This is a genomic window from Chloroflexus sp. (assembly GCF_034435895.1).
Lineage (GTDB): Bacteria > Chloroflexota > Chloroflexia > Chloroflexales > Chloroflexaceae > Chloroflexus.
Genome location: NZ_DAOTWH010000124.1, coordinates 22,630 through 42,938 on the forward strand (window position 1 = coordinate 22,630; position 20,309 = coordinate 42,938).

Genomic DNA, 20,309 nt, shown 5'->3' on the forward strand with positions numbered 1-20,309 from the left:
CACGTTGCCAGACGCGCACCGACGTATGTTACGAGCGCATTTGCTGCCGCACCGCGCGGACGAGGCCGTCATCGTGCAGGTCTTCCAACCGATAGTACACACCGCGCAAACATTCGGCCAGCCGGCGCGAGAGCCCCCGATCGAAATTCGGGTGCTCGGTATCGATCACAATTGAATGGATCTGATGCGCCGCGATCATCTCTGCGATCCGGTACGCCTCTTGCTGAGGCGGCAAGTCAGACAGTGCCACATTTGCCTGCCCGTCTGTTAATAGTACCATCAGCGGTACCACTTCTGTATCACGCCGGCGAGCGCGTTCGAGCAACTCGAAGGCGGTGATCAAACCGCGCGATAATGGCGTCTTGCCGCCGGTCGGCATCGATTGCAAGCGGCGTTGCGCCAACTCGACGCTGTTGGTCAACGGCAATAGCACGCGGGCATAATCGCGCTGAAAGCTGACCAAACCCACCTGATCGCGGCGCTGATAGGCATCGCGCAATAGCGAGAGCACAGCGGCTTTGGTGGCTTGCATGCGCTCTTCGGCGGCCATGCTCCAACTGGCATCAACCACGAAGCACACCGCATTGCGCGTGCGGCGGACTCGCACCTTTTGGCGGAGGTCAGACCGCTTAAGCAACACCTTTGGATGGCGGCGATGCGGCGTACCAATGGTATGCAGCAGCTCGGTGCGACGCTTCCGCTGATAGATCGCCGCTTCGCGCAAGGTGGCATCGAGCGCCAAATCGGTCACACGCGCGGTGCGGCGGCTGGTGATGTAGCGGCCTTGCTTGCGCGTCGTGCGCGTGCGCGAGCGGCGACCGGGAGCGTGACGCTGGAGGCGATCGGGCGTCGCTTCGAGGCGGCGCGGCTTAAAGATGTCGCCAGCTTGGTATTCAGCGCCGCCGGTTGACTTGTCGTCGGTTGGCGTAGTCGCTGCGGGTGTGCCGGTCCCGCCAACCGGAACCGTGGCGCTGCCGCTGCCGTTCTCATTGCCGCCTTCATCGTTGCCATTGCTCACATCGGTAAAGTCAGGTTTTTTTTTACTTCAGCCTGTGCGCTGACCTCTTCCACCCGCTTGCCATATTGGTCAAGGATGTTGGCCATCCGTTGCTCGTCAAGCTTGACCTCGCCGAACGGTTGGCGGCGCATGCGGTGGGGCAGGGCTAATTCGGCGGCCAGCCGGATATCTTCGGCGAGCAGCATGCGCCGGCCACTCCAAGCCGCGTGAGTCCGGGCCGTTTCAAGGATGGTCAGATCGGCGCGGTGGCCATCAACCCCCATCTCAATGCAAAGACTGGCGACGACCGCCATATCGGTGCGATCGATCCACACTTGGGGCAGCAAGGCGCGGGCAGCGGCTATCCGTTGCGCTAACGCTTCTTCCGCTTCGTGCCATTGCTGGATGAAGCCGAATGGATCGACCTCGTAGGCCATACGCCGCTCGATGACAGCCACCCGGTCATTCACATCAGTCAGGCCAACCACTTCCACCGCCAAGCCGAAGCGGTCGAGCAACTGCGGGCGCAATTCTCCCTCTTCCGGGTTCATCGTACCGACGAGGATGAAGCGGGCCGGGTGCGACACACTCACACCCTCGCGCTCGACAGTGTTCACCCCCATCGCCGCGGCGTCAAGCAGCAGATCGACGAGATGGTCATCGAGCAGATTCACCTCATCGACGTAGAGGACACCGCGATTGACTTGCGCCAGCAACCCCGGCTCAAAGCGGCGTTGGCCTTCGGTAATCGCATGTTCGAGGTCGAGCGAGCCTACCACCCGGTCTTCCGAGGCTGAAACCGGCAATTCCACCAGCCGGATCGGGCGCACCATAGTTGGCAGCGGACCCTGCGCGAGACGAGCTTGGCAAGAAGCGCACAGCGTCGCCGGCATGTCGGGATCGCAACTGTAAGGGCAATCAACCACCACTTTAATCGATGGCAACAGGCGCGTCAGCGCGCGCACCGCGGTTGATTTGGCCGTCCCCTTCTCGCCGCGAATCAGCACGCCGCCAATGCGCGGGTTGATCGCATTGAGAATCAGAGCGCGTTTGAGCCGCTCTTGGCCGACAATGGCGGAGAATGGATAGACCGGTCGTTGCGGAAGGCTTGTGATATTCACGACAACAAAAATCTTCTAGCTCAATACGAGCCAGAAGCCATAGCAGCAATGCCGCGTAATGTTGGGATGTGGCATCTTCATCATCCGGAGAGCGAACTTGACCTACGGCAATGCTTACGGCGAACACGTCCACGTGCTTGCAACGAAGCAGCATAGCAATTGTGTCATAAAGCCGCCGAAAAGTCAAATGACGCTGTGCGTGATGAGGGGGAATACGACACGGTTTCACACGGATGCGACGGATTTTAGCTACGTCTGATTATGTTTGACCAGTATGCTATAATATAGCGATTCGATCCGGGGGTTCACCGGATCATTATGGCGGTTCATTCGTTCATTGTGGTGGGTGGTGGCGGCAGCAGCGGGCTGCCGGCGGGTAAGAGGTGGAGTGTACACGTGGGTCTCAACCCCTTCAATACGATTTTTGGCGCGTTTAGCCGCGATCTCGGCATTGATCTGGGCACTGCCAACACCTTGGTGCATGTGCGCGGCAAGGGCATTGTGATTAGCGAACCATCGGTGGTGGCCATCGATACGCGCACCAAGAAGGTGCATGCGGTCGGGGCAGAAGCCAAGGCGATGGTGGGCAAGACGCCGGCCAATATCGTGGCGGTGCGGCCATTAAAAGATGGTGTGATCGCCGATTTCGATGTGGTCGAGCAGATGCTGGCCTACTTTATCAAGAAGGCGCATGCCTATGCCGCGTTGCCGCTGGTCGATCCCCGTCCGCGAGTGGTGGTCGGCGTACCATCGGGTGTGACGGAAGTCGAGAAGCGCGCGGCGCGCGAAGCGGCGTTGAATGCCAAGGCGCGCGAAGCTTACGTGGTGGAAGAGCCGATGGCGGCTGCGATTGGGGCTGGCCTGCCAGTCGAAGAGCCGATCGGGTCGATGATCGTTGATATTGGCGGCGGCACCACCGAGATCGCGGTAATTGCCCTTGGCGGCATTGTCATCAATCACTCGATCCGGATCGCCGGCGACGAGATTGACGAGGCGATCATCCAGTTTGCCCGCCGCGAATACAACCTCTTGATCGGCGAACGGATGGCTGAAAAAGCGAAGATTGCCGCCGGTTCGGCTTATCCGCTTGATGAAGAGATTAAAGTGGTGTTGCGCGGGCGCGATCTGCTGACCGGCTTGCCCAAAGCGATCGAGGTCAGCTCGGTTGAGTTGCGCGAGGGCATTGCCGGCCCGGTGAACGCAATTGTCGCCGAAGTGCGGGCTGCGCTCGAAGAGACACCGCCAGAGCTAGTGGCCGATATTATGGAGCATGGGATCATGCTGGCCGGCGGTGGCTCGTTGCTGCACGGGCTTGACAAGCGGATTGCGGCTGAGACGCGCATGCCGGTGCATATCGCGCAAGACCCGCTCTCGTGCGTGGCGCGCGGCGCCGGCAAGATGGTCGAACACTTCGATAACAGCGTCTATCAAGATATTCTGACGCGCGCGCAAACGAGCCGGCGGGTGCGGAGATAGCGCATGCGCGACTTTCTCGATGATCGGCCACTGAAATTACGCCGTGATCGCGGCGGTGATCGTCACTATTGGCGCGTGGCCGCGCTAGCAGTTGGGCTGGCGCTGATCAGCATCCTCCTGATTGTTCTTGACCGGCAAGGGATTGTGACGCCGGTGCGGTTAGCGGTGCGCGAGGCGGTGCAACCGCTGGCCGGCTGGTTGACCGAGCGCCGCGCAATGATCGAGTCGTGGTGGGCGACACCGCGTGACGTGGCGGCGTTGCAAAGCCGGATTGCCGAACTGGAAGCGGAAAATGCACGCCTCACCAGCGAAGTGCTGCGACTGGAACAGACGCGGGTTGAGAATATCTTTCTACGCCAGCAATTATCCATTACGCGCGCGTATCCATGGAAAATCCTCGGTGCTGAGGTGATAGTGCGCACGCCGGATGCGGCGCGGCGGGTGTTAACCATTGCGCGCGGGGTTGAAGATGGCGTGCAGATGGGCATGGCGGTGATTGGCCAGCAACCGGGCGGCCCGCCGGCGCTGATTGGTGTGGTTGAGTCTGTTGGGCCGCGCACTGCCGATGTGTTGATGATCACCGATATTGGCAGCCAACTTAGCGTGCGTGTGTTGCAGGCCGATGGCGCACCGTTAGGTTTGATGCAAGGTCAATGGCAACGCGGCTCGCGCTTGCGGGTGGAATTAATCGATCGCAACGAGACGATGCGAGAGGGAGAGCGGGTGGTGACCGCCGGTTTGAGCGGGGCGCTTGATCTGCCGCTCGATCTGGCGGCGATGCCGGCAGCCGTGCCGATTGGTACGATCGAGACCATACAGCAAGAGGGACAGCGCCAGATAGGTGCGATCAGGCCCTTCGTCGATCCGGATCAGGTGCACTACGTGTGGGTGATTCTCAGCCAAGACGAATAGAAGAGCGGCTGGCGCGCGAGCTGGGGCTGGCTTTGGTGTTGCTGGCGCTGGCGCTCGTACAGGTAACGCTGCTGACGGGCCTCGCGGGCTTTAGCGTTCCGATCCTGCTGGTGCTGGCAATTGCGCGCGCCTTGGTTGGCGCCGGCACTGCCGAACCAGTGCGTGGGTTGTGGTGGGCCTTTTATGGCGGGTTGGCGCTGGATGGGTTAGGCACGATGCCACTCGGTAGCCATGCCATCGCTCAACTTTTGGCGGTGGCAATTGTTGGTTTAGCTGCGCGGCGATTTGCTGTGGAACGTCCGCTCGTGCCGTTGCTGGCCGTGGCGATCGGTACCGTCATCTACGAAGGAACGCTAGCCTTGATTGCCTTGCCGGTAATCGAAGATTGGCGGAGGTATGGGCTGGTGGTAGTAGCGCCGTCGGTGCTGCTGGCTTTGATCCCAACTCTGCCAACAGTGGCGGTTGTTCACCGGTTGGTGGGTAGACAAGCGAAAGGCTGATGCCCAGTTATGGCGAGACTCATTGCGCTACGGAGTATCTTGTTGCTGGTGGTGGTCGTGCTGGTGGCACGGCTAGCGCAACTGCAACTGGTGCAAACTGATGCGCAGCGATTCGGGGCTGATATTGAAGTCACCACCCGCCGGTATCTGACCAATCAACCGCGTCGCGGAGAGATCTTCGATGCGCGCGGGGCATTACTGGCCGAGAGCGTGCCGATCTATAATCTGGCGGTGGTGCCGGGACAGTTGCCGTCGGCAAGCAGCGCGCCTGAGCAGCGGGCGTTGACGCTGGCTCGGCTGGCGCAGATTGCCGGATTGCCGGCAACCCTCATTATTGACCCGGCCAGCGCGATCGAAACGACCCCCGGCTTGCGCACCGAGTTAGCTGCATTGGGGCCGCTGCCTTCGCTCACCGCCACTGAGGCCGTTACACTCACCATTGCCCCACCCGATATTTTGCGCGCGCTCACGATCAGCCAAACCTATCGCGACGTCGCGATGTTGACTAATCCGCTTGAACAGCTTTTGCAACAGGCCAACGCGCGGAGTTACCAGCCGGTCGTGATTAAAGAGGATATTTCGCCGGAGTTGGTGTTGGCGTTGCGCGAAAATGCCAATTACCTGCCCGGCGCGCGGGTGATTGAAGGCTTCCGCCGGCGCTACCCGTTGAGCAGCGCCATTCCCTCGCTGTCGCACTTGATGGGCTACGTGGGCCGGATCAACGTCTGCGAGCTGGTGGCCGTGAACCCGGCCAGCTCGTGGTTGCGCGGGTTGGTTGATATTACCGCGAATGCGCCGATCTGTGGCTTGATGGTCAAACAGATTGACCCGGCTAGTGTTGGCTTGCCGCCCTACCTGCCGAGCGATCAGATTGGCAAAGATGGCCTTGAAGGCGCGTATGAGCAGGTGCTGCGCGGCCAGATGGGCATTGACTCGTTGCTGGTCGATGCGTTGCAGCGTCCGGTCAGCGATGTTACTACGTTGCGCCCGGTTGCCAACGGCCATGATCTCGTGCTGACGATTGATGCCCAATTTCAGGCTGAAGTCGAGCGCATCTTGCAGCGCTGGATCAATGAAGGTGAGCAGCGGCGGCAAACGGCGCGCGAGGCGCATAAGCGGGCCTATGATCCGATTGTGGCCGGCGTTGCAGTGGCGATCGATCCGCGGAATGGGCGAGTGTTGGCGATGGTAAGCCTGCCCGATTACGACAACAACATCTGGGTTGATCCGGCGCGGGCCAATGATTTGCGGGCCTTGCTCGCACCGCCGAGCGCCGAAGCGCAACGCGAGCTGCAACGGCTGGCGCCGTTTACCAATCGCGCCATCGCCGGCCAATATCCGCCCGGTTCGACACTGAAGCAGTTTGTCGGTGCGGTGGCGTTGCAACAAGGCGCGATCGCCGCCGATACCAAACTGCGCGATCCCGGCCTCTTGCGCCTGATCGAGCGGAGCGGAGCCGAGTTTATCTTACCCAACTCGGTGCGCAATCGCGATAACGGCCAGATCGATGTCCGTGACGCGCTGCGCCTCTCGTCAAACGTCTTTTTCGCCAGCGTTGCCGGCGGCAACGATCAGGCGACCAACCTCGACCAGCGCGCCTTGCGGATCACCGGGCTGGGTATTGACCAGTTGGTCGAGGGGTTGTCGTGGTTCAATTTTGGCCGCACCACCGGGATCGATTTAGTTGGCGAGGCCAGCGGGCGAGTGCCGACGCGAGCATGGAAAGCGCAGGTCTTGCGCGAAGCATGGACAACCGGCGATACCTACAATACCGCGATTGGGCAGGGCTATTTCGAAGTGACGCCGCTGCAACTAGCGGTGGCAGCCGGCGCCATCGCGACCGATGGCACCCTCTATCGACCGCATGTGGTTGACCGGATTGTCGATGAGAACGGCCAGCTTGTGCGGCAGATCCAGCCTGAACCGCTGAGCAAAGCGCCGATCGAGCCGCAACATCTGGCCACCATTCGTCAAGGTCTCTTGGCCTCGATCACCGACGGTTTGGGGATTGCAGCGCGTGAAGCCTGTTCGGGCCTGCGCATTGCCGGCAAAACCGGCACTGCCGAGTTTGGGCCGTTGCTTACTACCACCGATGGCCGGCTGGTGCGGCAGAGCCATGCGTGGTTCGTTGGCTTTGCGCCTTACGAGAACCCTGAAATCGTGGTGGCAGTGTTGGTCGAAGGCGTCGGTGACCTCAATGACGGTTCATCGACGATTGCGGTGCCGGCGGTGACACAGATTATGCAAGCGTACTTTGGCATCACGCCGCCGGAAAATCCGCCATCGATCTGCCCGGTGCTGCCGCGGTCGTAGAGCTGCGTGGGCTGGGTGACGTTTTACCGCAGGGGGCGCGGAGGGACATCACCATCTCTAGGCAGCTTTGCGGTCTTAGGTTGGCCCCCTCCTAGCCTCTCCCTTGGGTTCAAAGGCGGAAAGAACTTCTGTTTGGAACCCGGCCCTAAAGGGCCGGGCTAGGGTTACGAAGCCTGCTGCGCGGGCTGATGGCCCCCACCCCCAACCCCTCCCCCGCTGGGAGAGGGGTGAGACGACTTCCCGCCCCCCGCTGGGGGGAGGGGGAAGGTTTACCGCAGAGGACGCGGGGGATGATCGCCATCCCCAACCAACTTTGCGATCTTAGCGTTCTTTGCGTCTTTGCGTTAAGAATCTCTGCGCCTTTGCGCGCTTTGCGGCTTTGTCGTTGGCCCTCACCCCCGGCCCCCTCTCCCCCCTGCCGGCGGGAGGGGGGGGAGCGGAGGGCAGGGTGTTGAGGCATCGCAGAGCGGTCAACAGTTGTACTCAACCAAGTATTCTGTCCGCTCCGCCACCCGGAGAGGAAGGGCTAAGGCGGGGCAAAGAAGCGACTACTTGCTATTCCGAGAACAATTCGGCCAGCACAGCCAGTACCTGCTTCTGAGTGGAGCGATCAATTTGGCCCAGATAGCTCACTAAGCGGCTCTTGTCGATTGTGCGGATCTGATCGAGCGCAATCGAGGCGTCACGATCTTGGAAACGGCAGGTCAGGCGCGTTGGATAGGAACGCAGGCGGGTTGTCATTGGGGCGACAATGACCGTCTGTAGAAAGTCATTGATCTCATCGGGGGAGATGATGAGGCAAGGGCGCGTTTTTTGAATTTCAGTGCCAAGCGTTGGATCGAGTTGGACGAGGAACACGTCAAAGCGTTTGACTTGCACCACGATTACTCCACTGAAGCATGTCTACCACTCCCACTCAGTTTCCGCCCATTGGTTGAGACCGGTGTCCGGCAAGAGCAACCGGTCGTCGCCTTGAGCCGCCATATGCTGAAATGCTTCGGCCCACCCTGCGCGCGGCGGTTTGCCGCGCCGGATAATAAGGTGGTCATCGCCGACTTCAATCTCGACGAGATCGGTGAGTTGCAACTGTTCAAGCAACACTGCCGGGATGCGAAGACCACGAGAGTTGCCAATTTTGATAAGTCGGGTTTTGATAAGAGTTGCCATACGCCCCTCCTGTGATTACATTGTAATTCCGTTGAGCGGATATGTCAAGCGGATGTGTTATTGGGGGGCGCCACCTTTCCCTTCCTGCGCTTACACCGTACCAAGGGGCAGGGTGAGGGTAAACGCGCTGCCTTTGCCGAGGCCGGCGCTGTACGCAGTGATGTCGCCACCCATGGCCCAAGCCAAGTGGCGGGCGATGGTTAGGCCGATGCCGTTGCCGCCGCTGGCCCGTGAGCGCGAGGGGTCGGCGCGGTAGAAGCGTTCGAAGATGTAGGGCAGGTGTTCGGGGGCGATGCCGATGCCGGTATCTTCGACAACCACGTGTACCTGCTCGCCGGTAAGCTGCGAGCGGACGGTAATGCAGCCGCCTTCGGGGGTGTAGCGCACGGCATTGCCGATCAGGTTGAGCAAAATCTGGGCGACGCGATCAGGGTCAGCGTGGGTAAGCAGTGGCTGGTTGGTGCGTTCGCAGACGACTTGCAGGCAGCCGTCAAGCACTTGCGGTTGGAGTTGGCCAACCACACGCCGGATGACGTCGTTGATGTCGAAGGTGGTGAAGTGCAATGAAATTTGACCAGCTTCGACCCGTGAGAGGGTTTGTAGATCGTCAACTAACCGGCGTAGACGGCGTACTTCTTGCTTCATATCAAGAAAAGTATCAGCTTCCGCTGGCAGCACGCCGTCGATCAATCCTTCGAGATAACCCTCGATACCGGCTAGCGGTGTGCGCAATTCGTGGGCAACATTGCCGATCATGGCGACGCGGCGCTGTTCGATCTGTTCGAGCGCTTCAGCCATCTGGTTGAAGCTTTCGGCGACGGCGCGCAGTTCGTCGCTGGCCGGCACGTGTACCCGCTCGTCGTAACGTCCGGCGGCGATGCGCTGGCTGCTGCGGGCAATGCTGCGCAGCGAGCGCAAGATGACTTGCACGAGCAAGATGCTGGTGGTGAGGCCAGCGATGGTGGCGGCGATCGCGGCGATGGTGAGCGCTTGGATGACAGTGGCGCGTACAGTGGCAAGTTGATCAGGAGAGACAGTCTGTTCGAGCAGGGTATTGGCGGTGAGGCTAAGTGCCACCACGCCAACGACGACGACCAGCATTTGGGCGCCAATGATTTGCCAGCGGAGTTGTCGCCAAAAGTGAATCATATGTTGCATCACCAAGATTCGTAAAGCCGCGCGGCAGTGCGGCTCCTATGGGTATGGGTTGCCCTCTACGCTAATGTATCGACGAAGCGGTAGCCGACACCGCGAGCGGTACGGATGAGGTTTTCGCCGGTGAGGGCTTCGATTTTGCGCCGGACTTGGCTGACGTAGACATCAACAACGCGGTCGGTGCCGTAGAAATCGGCTCCCCACACCTTCTCGATCAGGTCTTCGCGGCTGAGGACGCGGTTGTGGTTGCGGGCGAGCGCCAATAACAGATCGAATTCGGTGGGGGTGAGTTCGAGCAATTGGCCGCCAGCGCGCGCTTCGCGAGTGTCGGGGTCGATTTCGACATGGGTGAAGCGCATGATCGAACTCTTGTCCGGTTTGCCGCGGCGCCGGCGCAAGATGGCTTCGACGCGGGCGACGAGTTCGCGCGGGCTAAACGGTTTGGTCAAATAATCGTCGGCGCCGACGCGCAGGCCGGCGACGCGATCCATCTCGTCGCTGCGCGCGGTGAGCATCAGGATGAAGACGTCGGAATGTTCGCGCAGGCGAGCAGCGAGTTCCATCCCGTCCATACCGGGTAGCATTAAGTCGAGCACGATCAGATCGGGTTGATCTTCGAGCGCCATCTGCAAGCCTTCGGGGCCGGTGGTGGCGCACAAGACGCGGTAGCCGGCGTGTTCGAGGTAGGTTTTGGCGATGTTGCGAATGCTGGCTTCGTCATCGACGACGAGGATGGTCGGTGGCATAGGGCACTCACTGTTGACGACAAGGTTCTCAATTGGCCGTTTCGCGCGGTTTGTTTGCGCTTGGGTCGTTGCGAGGGGATGCTGTGAATATACAATAGCGTGGTGTACTTCGCCCCCGCAGCAATTTCTTTTGTTAAGAGCATTATACCGGAGCGGGCTGATTCCGTGATCGGGGAGATCGCTTTGTGGTGTGAGGGGGTAGAGTATCGCTATGCCCCGAATTTGTCATTGCGAGGGGGCGCAGCCCCCGAAGCAATCTCCTGCTCAGGTGGATACCAGTGCGTCTAGGCACCCCTCCCGCGCTCGCGGGGGATTGCTTCGCCGCGCTGCGCGCGGCTCGCAATGACAAAGAGGGGCGCGGAGGCGGCTCGCAATGACACGCACGTAGGGCATAGCAACGCTATGCCCTACGTGCGCGCGTTGCTGAGAACGACACCGAGCAGGTTGGCTTTGACCTTTTCGAGCTTTTGGCGCGCTTCGCGCACCCGGTCGCGGCGCGAGCGGCCAGCTTGTACGACCAGCAAAACGCCATCGACGCGGGTCGATAGCACGAGGGCGTCGGTGTAGCTTTGCACCGGCGGCGTGTCGAAGATCACGATGTCGGCGGTTTGGCGCAGGCGGGCCAGCAGCCCTTCCATACGGCGCGAGCCGAGCAGGTCGGCGGGACGGGGAGGCAGCGGCCCGCTGGGCAGCAAGCTTAATCCTGGCACGTCGGTCGGTTGGATGGCGAGCGGCGCATCTTGATCGAGGATCGAACTCGTGAGACCTTGCTCGTTCGAGATGCCGAAGATGGTGTGCAGGGCCGGTTGGCGGAGATCGCAATCGACCAGCAAGACCCGCTGTTCGGCTTGGGCCATGGTGACGGCCAGATTCGCGGCGGTTAGGCTCTTTTCTGGCGTGGGCTCGGCAGCGGTCAGCAGTAACGTATGGATCGGCTTATCAAGACTCGAAAAGAGAATATTGGTGCGCAGGGTACGATACGCTTCGGCGGCGGCGGAGGCCGGTTCGCGCAGCGTGATCAACACCTGCTCGGGCGACGATGTCACGAGCATCACTCCTGCCTGTTTTTACAATAAACGCGAAGGCGCGAAGCGGTGGGCGGCGCAGCAAGTAGCGTGCCGCCCTTCACCTGAACATAAACTCACTTCTCGGCCAGCGGAATTGCCCCTAGGGTCGGCAGGCCGACAAAGCGTTCCACATCCTCTGGCGTTTTGAGCGTGTCGTCGAGGTATTCGAGCACAAACGCCAGCAGTACGCCTACCACTAACCCAAGGATCGCGCCGGCCAGCATGTTAATCCGGGTATTGGGCCGGATTTCGACCAGCCGGGCGGGCTGGATGCGGGTCACGTTGATGCGGGCAGTGCCTTCGAGGGTGGCGTTGATGCGGTTGACTTCGGCGACGATGCGCTCGCCGACGGCGTCGGCCAGCGCCTGCGATTGATCGAGGCGGGGCAGATCGACCTCGATCACAATCTTCTGCTCGTCAGGGCGCGGTTGAATATTGACATCGCGCATTAGGCGTTCGCCGCTGATGTCGAGGCCAATTTGCTGGCTGATCTGGTCGAGTACGCTCGGTTGCATCACCAGCTCGCGGTAGCTGTTCATCGAGTTGCGCAGTACAATGTTGAGGCCGTTGTCGGCTTGATTCGCCAGCGCCAGATAGACCGCCTGCGAGCGGAAGGTTTGCGGCAGCAACTTGCTGATCGCATACGCGCTAACCACCGCTGCGATTACGGTGAGGGCAATCACCCACCAGCGCTTGAACAGCACGTTCACATAGTCGCGGATTTCCATAAACGTTCCCCTTTAACTGGGCGCAGCCCAGCGGCGACAACCGCGAGTGCAAACCCGGCAACCAAGCCCAACGCGGCGCGGAGGGCGGCATCGAACACGATTGCGCGCCGTGACCCGATCGGCTGCGGATCGCTAACCCCATCGAGCACCACGACGTTGAGGCGAGTACCGGCCCGGCCCCAGAAGGCGAGGCCATCATTCTGCAACACGGTAATGGCCGCTTCCGCCAACGCCTGTGCGGCTGCTGGCGATGATGCTTCACCCCGCAGATCGACGGCGCGGTGGAGCGGTGTCATCCGTAGCCCCTGCTGAATGTCGGCAGTGCTGAGGATGATGTTGCGGGCCGCGAGCAGCGGCTCTACCTTGGCGGCGAAAGCTGCGCTGCTCAAGACCTGCGGGAGGTCATCGATCAGAAACTCGGTCATTTGCCAATTTTCGATCGTATCTTCGGCCCCGATAACCGGATAGGTGATCAGCAGGCGCGCGGTAGCAGCGTAGCGCGGCGGTTGTTGGAGATCGAACCAGAGACTCAACCCGCCGGCAATGAGTGCCGGCAGCAGGATAAGCAGCCAAAACCGGCGAGCGATACCAATGAGAGTGATAAGTTCCATAGTGTCGCTAGTAGTACCTCGCGCGAGATTTCAGAGGAACGCCGAGAGGTTGTCGGGCAACGTCTCTGTTCTTTGCACATCTTACTATACTTTAGGCTGGTGCGTTGCTCGTCACATCGCCGCTACGGTTTGGCGATACAGGCTCTGCTCAAACTCAAGCAGGCGTCCGGCGCGGTGGGCCGCCAATGCCTCATCGATAAAAGAGCGTATCGCGGTGAGGAAACGCTCGCGACTAAACCGTTCGGCGTGCCGGCGCAGAGCGAGCGAGTCGACTGGATCGGTGCGCGATAGGGCGACAGCGGCGGCCAGTGCAGCGGCGGCCGGCTGATAGAAGAAGCGTCCGGTCACGCCTTCGATCAACGTCTCGAGCGCGCCGCCGGCAGCGAAGGCAATCACGGGCCGGCCAACGGCCAGCACTTCCAGCGGAGTAATGCCAAAATCTTCTTCGCCGGGGAAGATAAAGGCGCGGCAGCGGGCGAACAGGTCGAGCCGGGTCGCTTCATCCACCCAACCCAAGAACTCGATGGTGGGGCCAGCCATCCGTTTGAGTCGCGCCCGATCGCGGCCATCACCAAAAATCTTGAGCGGCAGACGCAGATGGTTGAAGGCCTCGATCGCTAATTCTAGCCGCTTGTAGGGGATGAGCCGGCCACCGGCGAGGTAGAAGTCTTCGGGTTGGCTTGGCTGGTAGGGCGGCAGATCGACTGGTGGTGGAATCACCATCGCCGGTCGGCGGTAGTAGCGGGCAATCCGTCCGGCGACCTCGCGCGAATTGGCGATAAAGAGATCAACCCGATTGGCGCTGGTGGTGTCCCACATGCGCAAATAGTTGAGTAGAAACGGCAACAAGCGTGCTTGAAGGCCGCTAATCTGTTCACGAGCGACATAATCGCCGGTGCGCCATGCAAAGCGCATGGGAGTGTGGCAATAGCAAATATGCAACGCTCCCGGTCGGGGGATGATCCCTTTGGCGAAGGCGCTTGAGCTGCTGATAATCAGATCATAGTCGCGCAGATCGAACTGCTCGAAAGCGGCGGGATACAGCGGCACATAGCGGCGGAACTGGGTGCGCCATGCCGGCAAGCGCTGCATAAACGAGGTGCGAATATCCCATTGTTGGTAAGCAGCCGGCATGGCTGCCGGATCAAAGATCGACGTATAGACCGGCGCTGCCGGAAAGAGCGCGTGCAGCGCTTCGAGCACGCGCTCGGCGCCGCCATATTGGTTCAGATAATCGTGTACTAGCGCGACCCGCATAGCCAATACCTAATCCTATCCGGCTTGATGCCACTGCCGGATAGGATAGCACATTCACGCCACTGCGTTTACTTGCTGTATTGGCGATGGAGTCCGAGGCTAATCACGGTCATCAGCGCCATTGCGCCGGCGCAGACAAGGTAAGCGGTTGGAAAGTCAAAGCTGTCGGCGATGCTGGCCATGAGCGCCACGGCGATCAGTGTGCCAATACTAATCGTGATGTTAATCACGCTCTGGGCCACGCCGCGGTCGGTGGCGGCCACCTCTTCCAGCACCAAGGCGCGTAACGCGCCGCCGACCACAATGCCCAAGCCGCTGCCCATAATCAGGGTAGCGACCACAAACAGCCAGAATGGCGCTTGCGGCAGGCCCAGCAGAGCAGTGCCGACCGTCAATTGGCTATAGCCGATCACCATCGTCATCCGTCCGCCGATCCGCGGCAACCACCGTCCGGCGAACACCGATGTCACCGAGGCAAGGAAGACCAGCGGCAGCAGGAAAAAGCCGGCTTGGCTGATTGGCACGCCAAAGTTTACCGCGACCGAGGTAATGAAGATAATGCTGCCCATCGAGATGCCGGAACCGACGGCGAGCAGATAGACGACTTGCAATTGGCGGTTGGTAAAGAGTCGCGGCGGCAGCAGGGGAGCCGGTGCGCGCGTTTCGCGCCATGCCAGCACAGGAGTCAGCACCGCCACCAACAGGAAGAGCCATGGCCAGAGGGTCAACCCAAAGATGCGATCGAGCAATTGGTTAATGCCGAGCGTGGTGCTGACCAAGATCAGCACCAGCAACACCAGCCCTTGCCAGTCGAAAACGCCATTAGCCGCTTCGTGATGGGCAGTCGAGCGGGGCAAGGCGCGCCATCCGAGGAAAATGACCACCGCGGCGACCGGCAAATTGAGTAAAAAGATCCAGTGCCAATCGGCGACGGCCAGTATCAATGACGCCATGACCGGCCCAACGAGAAAGGCCATCCCCGAAGTCGCGCCAATTAAGCCCAGCGCCTTGGCCCGTTCTGCCGAGGGCAGCACATCACCGATCACGGCGCTGGCGGTGGGGGTAATGCCGCCGGCGCAGACGCCTTGCACGGCGCGTCCTAGCAACACCATCGTCAGATCGGATGCCAGCGCGATCATCAGCGAACCGATGGCAAAGCCAAAGACATTCAGCAGGTAGACACTGCGACGTCCGTAGCGATCGCTGAGACTGGCCATCAACGTCGTGCTGCTCAGCGAACAGAGGGTAAAGATAATCGAGACCAACACCACTTGGGTGTTGTCAATCGCAAATGCTGCTCGCAACGCCGGCACGATTGGGCCAATGATCGCCGAGTCGAGCGCCGACATAAAGACGCCCACGAACAACACGGTCATAATCGCGCGGCGGGTATCGGTTTCGGGCACGGCCACCGAAGTCATGCGACCTCCTTCATCGCTGATCAAGAGATAGCGGATAAAGAGTGGAAGAGCACCGCCGTTATAGCAATGCCTGCTCTGAACCCTTCGTTATTCGATCACGTGCAATTGTGTTTGCCGACCATGCAACCATACCATAGCGCCCCCGGTCAGCGCAGCATCTTCTTCGAGGGCAATGCGTACCGGTTGATTGCCCCATTCGGGCACAAGCGCCACATTATTCAATTCGATCGAGTAAACAGTCTCGTCGTACAGCGGGTAATCGCCAGCGCCGGGCACCCCTTCTTGGCGATCCCACAATCCAATCGTTGGCCCGGCAGCATGGCCATGGTAGCCAAGCGGATGCGAATAGATCGAAGGTTGCAAACCTTCAGCCAACGCGCGCGTACGGGCTGATGCTAACACCTGATTGCCGGTGCGCCCAACCTGCATCTCGTCTAACAGGATATCTTGCAACCGGTTCGCTTGGGCTAACGCGGCGACAAGCCCCGCCGGCGGCGCCGTTTCATCGCGCGCTACCACATACGCATGCTGTTGTTGGTCGGTACAGAGGCCAAGGTGGCAAAAGCCAACATCACAATGGAGCAAATCGCCGGGCCAGATCCGGTTGCGGGTTGGCGGGGCGTCAAATGGCATACCGCGAGCTTGGATGCTGACCGTTGGTTGGAACCAAGCCTGCACGCCGGCCTCGTGCATCGTTTGACGCAGCCACCACACGACATCATCGGTCGTGGTGACGCCAGGTGTGATCACGGCGCGCGAAAATGCGGCGGCGATGATCCGATGACCAAGCGCAACCAATTCCGGGTAGACCGCTAATTCGGCTGGAATACGGCGTTCGAGCCAACCGATGACAATCGCTTCGGCACTGACGCAACGTTCGGCGTAGCGAGGGCCAAGGGCGGCGCAGAGACGTTGGTATTCAGTGTAGGTCAGGCCATCAGCAAACGCAAAGGTCTGGGACATGTTAATCCCAATCCGCTGCGGATCATACTCGGCGACGAGGCGGGCTAGGCAGTCATCTTGTGACTCGGTGTCAGGACTCCAAGCCTGCTGGTAGCGATCGCCATAGCCGTAGCGATCAAGCGTCAGTTGCTCGACCGTGCCGTCAGGGCAACGGGCAAAGAGCAGAGTCGTACGGCGACGGGCATTCATCGCCGGCGCTGGCAGCAACGTCATGATGACGAGGTCTTCATTGTATTCACGGGCAGTCACAATCCACAGATCGATCTGGGCGCGTTCCATCAGTTCGGGTAACAGCAGCGTCAAGCGTTCGGCTAGCCATTGCGCGCGCAAATCGATCTGCGCGCGGAGTGAAGTCACAACGGGGGTGATGATCATAGCGCAAAATCGTCTTTCCACACAGCGCCGGGGTGGGTCATCGCTAACCTGAATCTCGACTATTATAACGCACGCGATGAAAGTGCTGCTGTCACTGTCGTAATGAGTGAGCTTAACGTAAACGGCTTAGCCAAAAAAGAGACCATACTGCTCGCTCGCAAATGAGCCGGTAATTCTTGTTGAGAGAAGCCACTCATCAGAATGATCCGCAAGGAAGGATAGCGACTGAGGATCTCGGTCGCCAGCTCATCACCCGTTTGGCCCGGCATGCTCAAGTCGATGAGGGCTAAGGCCAATTGGTGGCCGTGCTGTTCGAGCACTTGTTGCGCCTCGGCGCTACTGGCGGCTTCGTAGACGATAAATCCTAGCCGGCGCAACATCCGTTGCGCGACCATCCGTACATCAGGTTCATCATCAACGACCAAGGCCGATTGTTCATGTTGGGCCAAAGGCTGTTCAACCACTGCTTGGATCGGTTGCGACTCTGGTGGTGTCGTTGAGATGGTATCAGAAAGGGTCGTCATTGGCCAAAAGACGGTAAAGGTTGTGCCCTGATTCGGTTCGGTGTCAATGTGTAGCATACCGCGGTGGGTGCGCACAATGCCATTCACCGCCGCCAAGCCAAGACCGCGACCGGTAAATTTGGTGCTGAAAAACGGATCGAAAATGCGCGCTTTGGTGACTTCGTCCATTCCATGGCCGGTGTCTTTGACAATCAGCGCGGCGTAACGTCCGGGTGGCTGATCAGCGCCAATCTGCATGGTGGCCATCTCATCGGCGCTGACATCACGCGCCTCAGTCATAATGGTGACGGTGCCGTTACCGGTAATGGCTTCTGCGCCGTTGATGGCCAGATTCAACAATACCTGCCGGATTTGGGCAATGTTGCCTTCGATTGGTAATGGAGTTGGGGAGGTTTGGATGATCAGATCAACCCGTCTGGGTAAGATACTGTGCAGCAATGTTTGCATCTCTTCCACGACCCGGCTCAGTTCAAGCCGTTGCATGTCGGGTTGGTGGCGGCCAGTGTAGGTCAATAATTGATTGGTGAGCTCGCTGGCCCGCAACGCGGCTTGCTCGATTTGCGCCAGCAATGGATAGGCAGGGTGATCGTCGGGTAGTTCGTTGAGGGCGAGCGATACGTTGCCTAACACGCCGACGAGCAGATTATTGAAATCATGAGCAATCCCGCCGGCCATGACGCCTAAGCTCTCAAGCCGTTGGGTCTCTCGGAGTTGCTGCTCGATCCGCTCGCGTTCGCGCTCCATCCGGCGCCGTTCGGTGATATCGATCGCAATCCCGGCAATGCCGTAGATCTTCCCTTCGTGATCGAACAGTGGAAATTTGATAGTGGTAAACGCTGTCAGCCCATCAGCCGTCCAACGATCGTCATCGCGTTGAATCGGGCGGCGATGAAGCAAGACCTCACGGTCGAACGAGCGGTAGTAGTCGGCCAAGGCCGGCGCGAAGAGTTCGTCGTCTCCTTTGCCGATCATTGCCTGCGGTTCATAGCCGGCAAAGGCGGCTAAGCGCTCGTTCACCATCAGATAGTGCCCTTCGGCATCTTTAACAAAGATCAGTGCTGGTATCTGGTTGATAATGTCTTGCAGCAGGCGACGGCTGGTTTCAACCGCAGCCTCGGCAGTGCGTTGGGCGGAAATATCTTCGATCAAGCGGACGAGAAACGTGATCTTGTCCTCTTTGTCGCGCACCGCCGAACAGGTCATGCGACCGTACACAATATGGCCATCTTTATGCAGGTACCGCTTTTCGACCGTATAGCTATCGCGTTTGCCGTCGAGTAATTCTTCCCACAGCAGCAGATCGGTATTGCGATCATCGGGATGGGTGCGATGCATGATTATCGTGCCGATCAGCTCGTCGCGTTCAAATCCCAACATCGTCGCAATGGCTTGGTTGCAATCGACAATCCGGCCACTCTCTTCAATCACCACAATCCCAATGCTCAGTTGATCAAACAGCGCGGCAAAGCGCCGTTCGCGTTCGTACAGTTCGGCGGTAAGGCGTTGTTCTTCGTCGCGGATCCGCACCCAATCGGTCACGTCACGGTTCATTTCGCCGATCAGCACCAGCCGGTGCATGTGATCGTAGATCGGAAAATAGGTTGTTTCTGCCCAAAATTGTTGATCAACAACCCGGCCTTCGATCTCGGCTTCGGCAGTATCGTAGGGAGTGGGCGGCATTGCGGCGATTTGGCCGCGGCGGGCGGCCTCGAAGGCGGCGACAAAGCCGCGCTTCTGGGCCGCCGGATCGTTGTAAATGTTGTAGCGCCCGACGACTTGATCGATCGGTGTTGCCACCAATTGTTCATTGGCCCGATTCATTGCCACTGACAGCCCATCAGGCGCAAACAACACCATTGGGATGGGCAATTGGTGGAAGACCATATCGAACGGCAACTCATGAGCGGCCAAACTCGCGGTAAACTGCGCGCGGAGGATTGAGAGCTGTTGGCGTAAGATGGCGTTTTCGCGTTCGAGAGATCGCAATCGCTCGTGTATATCCATAACTGTGTCCTTATGAGCATTGCGGAAGGGTCGATCCGGTTGGTTGGCCGCCCTGAATTCGTTACCGCCCGCTAAAGTTGGGGGCGCGTTTTTCGATAAAGGCGCGCATACCCTCTTTCTGATCCTCGCTGGCGAAGAGGAGGTAGAAATTGCGCAATTCAATCGCCAACCCTTCGCGCACGGTGGTTTCGGCGGCGGCGCGTACCGCCTCTTTGGCCAATTGCACAGCCAGCGGCGATTTGGCGGCGATCGTCTGCGCCACGCGGCGCGCTTCGTCGAGCAGGGTTTCCGGCGGGCAGACCCGGTTCACTAATCCATGTGCGGCGGCCTCGTGGGCGCTGATCGTGGCGCCAGTCAAGACCATCTCCATGGCGCGGTAGGGGCCGAGGGCGCGGGTAAGGCGTTGGGTGCCGCCGGCGCCGGGAATGATGCCGATATTGATTTCAGGTTGGCCGAATTGGGCCGTCTCGCTGGCCAAAATGATGTCGCACATCATCGCCAGCTCGCAGCCGCCGCCGAGTGCGTAGCCATTAACGGCGGCAATCACCGGTTTGCGGATGGCCGCAATTCTGGCCCAACGGGCAATCATGCCGCTGGTGAGCATCTCGATCGGGGTGGCGTTGGCCATTGCCTTGATGTCGGCGCCGGCAGCGAACGCCCGCCCGGCCCCAGTGATGATGATGGCCCGGATCAAGTCATCGGCGTCATACATCTCGAGATGGCGAATGAGATTATCGATGAGCGCTGGGCTGAGGGCGTTGAGCGCCTGTGGCCGGTTGAGAGTCAGGATAGCGATAGGGCCTTCGACCGAGCTGATGACCAATGGTTCGTCGCTCATGACAGTCGCTCCTTATATGTGCAGCGGTGCGTACGTAACGACATTACAATGCACTATCATTACGTTACCTATCGTAACCCGATTGTACCACGCCCGTTGCAGGAAATAGCCGCTCTATGGTACATTGAAGCCAG

Annotated in this window: 18 protein-coding genes; 4 read left to right on the forward strand and 14 right to left on the reverse strand. The window is 59.8% G+C overall.

Translation table 11 applies throughout. From position 1 onward, the window contains the following. Positions 1 to 28: 28 nt before the first annotated feature. Positions 29 to 1,018: a VWA domain-containing protein gene (locus U9R81_RS07300; protein WP_322494839.1), complete on the reverse strand. Its 990-nt coding sequence runs from the start codon at positions 1,016 to 1,018 to the stop codon at positions 29 to 31. Further along, on the reverse strand, positions 1,015 to 2,118 hold the full coding sequence (locus U9R81_RS07305; RefSeq protein WP_322494840.1) for an ATP-binding protein: 1,104 nt from the start codon (positions 2,116 to 2,118) through the stop codon (positions 1,015 to 1,017). The genes U9R81_RS07300 and U9R81_RS07305 overlap by 4 nt, the downstream gene beginning before the upstream one ends. Positions 2,119 to 2,514: 396 nt before the next feature. Between U9R81_RS07305 and U9R81_RS07310 the strand changes: the two genes are divergently transcribed. From U9R81_RS07310 to U9R81_RS07325, 4 genes are read left to right on the forward strand one after another with little or no spacing between them, the layout of a single operon-like run. Next, on the forward strand, positions 2,515 to 3,594 hold the full coding sequence (locus U9R81_RS07310) for a rod shape-determining protein (protein ID WP_066783687.1): 1,080 nt from the start codon (positions 2,515 to 2,517) through the stop codon (positions 3,592 to 3,594). Between the two features lie 3 nt (positions 3,595 to 3,597). Continuing rightward, complete coding sequence (mreC, locus tag U9R81_RS07315) at positions 3,598 to 4,506, forward strand: rod shape-determining protein MreC (protein WP_322494841.1); 909 nt, start codon at positions 3,598 to 3,600, stop codon at positions 4,504 to 4,506. Beyond that, positions 4,479 to 5,006, forward strand: coding sequence for a rod shape-determining protein MreD (mreD, locus tag U9R81_RS07320; protein WP_322494842.1), 528 nt, complete (start codon positions 4,479 to 4,481; stop codon positions 5,004 to 5,006). Before mreC ends, mreD begins: the two co-directional genes overlap by 28 nt. Positions 5,007 to 5,015: 9 nt before the next feature. Continuing rightward, on the forward strand, positions 5,016 to 7,319 hold the full coding sequence (locus U9R81_RS07325; protein WP_322494843.1) for a penicillin-binding transpeptidase domain-containing protein: 2,304 nt from the start codon (positions 5,016 to 5,018) through the stop codon (positions 7,317 to 7,319). A gap of 555 nt (positions 7,320 to 7,874) precedes the next feature. Here U9R81_RS07325 and U9R81_RS07330 read toward each other — a convergent pair. From U9R81_RS07330 to U9R81_RS07385, 12 genes are all read right to left on the reverse strand, one after another. Then, a complete protein-coding gene (locus U9R81_RS07330) occupies positions 7,875 to 8,198 on the reverse strand; it encodes a type II toxin-antitoxin system PemK/MazF family toxin (protein ID WP_322494844.1) in 324 nt (107 codons plus the stop codon). A 24-nt stretch (positions 8,199 to 8,222) separates the two neighbouring features. Continuing rightward, a complete protein-coding gene (locus tag U9R81_RS07335) occupies positions 8,223 to 8,486 on the reverse strand; it encodes an AbrB/MazE/SpoVT family DNA-binding domain-containing protein (protein ID WP_322494845.1) in 264 nt (87 codons plus the stop codon). A gap of 90 nt (positions 8,487 to 8,576) precedes the next feature. Continuing rightward, positions 8,577 to 9,644, reverse strand: a complete 1,068-nt coding sequence (locus U9R81_RS07340) for a sensor histidine kinase (protein ID WP_322494846.1) — start codon at positions 9,642 to 9,644, stop codon at positions 8,577 to 8,579. Positions 9,645 to 9,700: 56 nt separating this feature from the next. Continuing rightward, positions 9,701 to 10,387, reverse strand: coding sequence for a response regulator transcription factor (locus U9R81_RS07345; RefSeq protein ID WP_322494847.1), 687 nt, complete (start codon positions 10,385 to 10,387; stop codon positions 9,701 to 9,703). Positions 10,388 to 10,794: 407 nt separating this feature from the next. Next, a complete protein-coding gene (locus U9R81_RS07350; RefSeq protein ID WP_066783675.1) occupies positions 10,795 to 11,439 on the reverse strand; it encodes a CpsD/CapB family tyrosine-protein kinase in 645 nt (214 codons plus the stop codon). Positions 11,440 to 11,528: 89 nt separating this feature from the next. Further along, positions 11,529 to 12,182: a YveK family protein gene (locus U9R81_RS07355; protein ID WP_322494848.1), complete on the reverse strand. Its 654-nt coding sequence runs from the start codon at positions 12,180 to 12,182 to the stop codon at positions 11,529 to 11,531. After that, positions 12,161 to 12,793, reverse strand: a complete 633-nt coding sequence (locus tag U9R81_RS07360) for a lipopolysaccharide biosynthesis protein (RefSeq protein WP_322494849.1) — start codon at positions 12,791 to 12,793, stop codon at positions 12,161 to 12,163. Before U9R81_RS07360 ends, U9R81_RS07355 begins: the two co-directional genes overlap by 22 nt. A gap of 111 nt (positions 12,794 to 12,904) precedes the next feature. Then, on the reverse strand, positions 12,905 to 14,050 hold the full coding sequence (locus U9R81_RS07365; RefSeq protein ID WP_322494850.1) for a glycosyltransferase: 1,146 nt from the start codon (positions 14,048 to 14,050) through the stop codon (positions 12,905 to 12,907). A gap of 68 nt (positions 14,051 to 14,118) precedes the next feature. Then, positions 14,119 to 15,471 carry an MFS transporter gene (locus U9R81_RS07370; RefSeq protein WP_322494851.1) on the reverse strand — a complete coding sequence of 451 codons (1,353 nt, stop codon included), beginning with the start codon at positions 15,469 to 15,471 and terminating at the stop codon, positions 14,119 to 14,121. Positions 15,472 to 15,558: 87 nt separating this feature from the next. After that, positions 15,559 to 16,809, reverse strand: coding sequence for a M24 family metallopeptidase (locus tag U9R81_RS07375; RefSeq protein ID WP_322494852.1), 1,251 nt, complete (start codon positions 16,807 to 16,809; stop codon positions 15,559 to 15,561). A gap of 62 nt (positions 16,810 to 16,871) precedes the next feature. Then, positions 16,872 to 19,337 (reverse strand): PAS domain S-box protein, encoded by a 2,466-nt coding sequence (locus tag U9R81_RS07380; protein WP_322494853.1) that lies wholly within the window; start codon positions 19,335 to 19,337, stop codon positions 16,872 to 16,874. Positions 19,338 to 19,398: 61 nt separating this feature from the next. Further along, positions 19,399 to 20,175, reverse strand: a complete 777-nt coding sequence (locus U9R81_RS07385; RefSeq protein WP_322494854.1) for an enoyl-CoA hydratase-related protein — start codon at positions 20,173 to 20,175, stop codon at positions 19,399 to 19,401. Between the last annotated feature and the right edge of the window lie 134 nt (positions 20,176 to 20,309).

Coding starts and splice junctions, on each gene's coding strand:
- U9R81_RS07350 (WP_066783675.1), bottom strand. CDS start 11,439: ATGCTCGTGACATCGTCGCCCGAGCAGGTGTTGATCACGCTGCGCGAA.
- U9R81_RS07385 (WP_322494854.1), bottom strand. CDS start 20,175: ATGAGCGACGAACCATTGGTCATCAGCTCGGTCGAAGGCCCTATCGCT.
- U9R81_RS07360 (WP_322494849.1), bottom strand. CDS start 12,793: ATGGAACTTATCACTCTCATTGGTATCGCTCGCCGGTTTTGGCTGCTT.
- U9R81_RS07340 (WP_322494846.1), bottom strand. CDS start 9,644: ATGCAACATATGATTCACTTTTGGCGACAACTCCGCTGGCAAATCATT.
- U9R81_RS07380 (WP_322494853.1), bottom strand. CDS start 19,337: ATGGATATACACGAGCGATTGCGATCTCTCGAACGCGAAAACGCCATC.
- U9R81_RS07325 (WP_322494843.1), top strand. CDS start 5,016: ATGGCGAGACTCATTGCGCTACGGAGTATCTTGTTGCTGGTGGTGGTC.
- U9R81_RS07365 (WP_322494850.1), bottom strand. CDS start 14,050: ATGCGGGTCGCGCTAGTACACGATTATCTGAACCAATATGGCGGCGCC.
- U9R81_RS07335 (WP_322494845.1), bottom strand. CDS start 8,486: ATGGCAACTCTTATCAAAACCCGACTTATCAAAATTGGCAACTCTCGT.
- U9R81_RS07355 (WP_322494848.1), bottom strand. CDS start 12,182: ATGGAAATCCGCGACTATGTGAACGTGCTGTTCAAGCGCTGGTGGGTG.
- mreC (WP_322494841.1), top strand. CDS start 3,598: ATGCGCGACTTTCTCGATGATCGGCCACTGAAATTACGCCGTGATCGC.
- U9R81_RS07345 (WP_322494847.1), bottom strand. CDS start 10,387: ATGCCACCGACCATCCTCGTCGTCGATGACGAAGCCAGCATTCGCAAC.
- U9R81_RS07375 (WP_322494852.1), bottom strand. CDS start 16,809: ATGATCATCACCCCCGTTGTGACTTCACTCCGCGCGCAGATCGATTTG.
- U9R81_RS07370 (WP_322494851.1), bottom strand. CDS start 15,471: ATGACTTCGGTGGCCGTGCCCGAAACCGATACCCGCCGCGCGATTATG.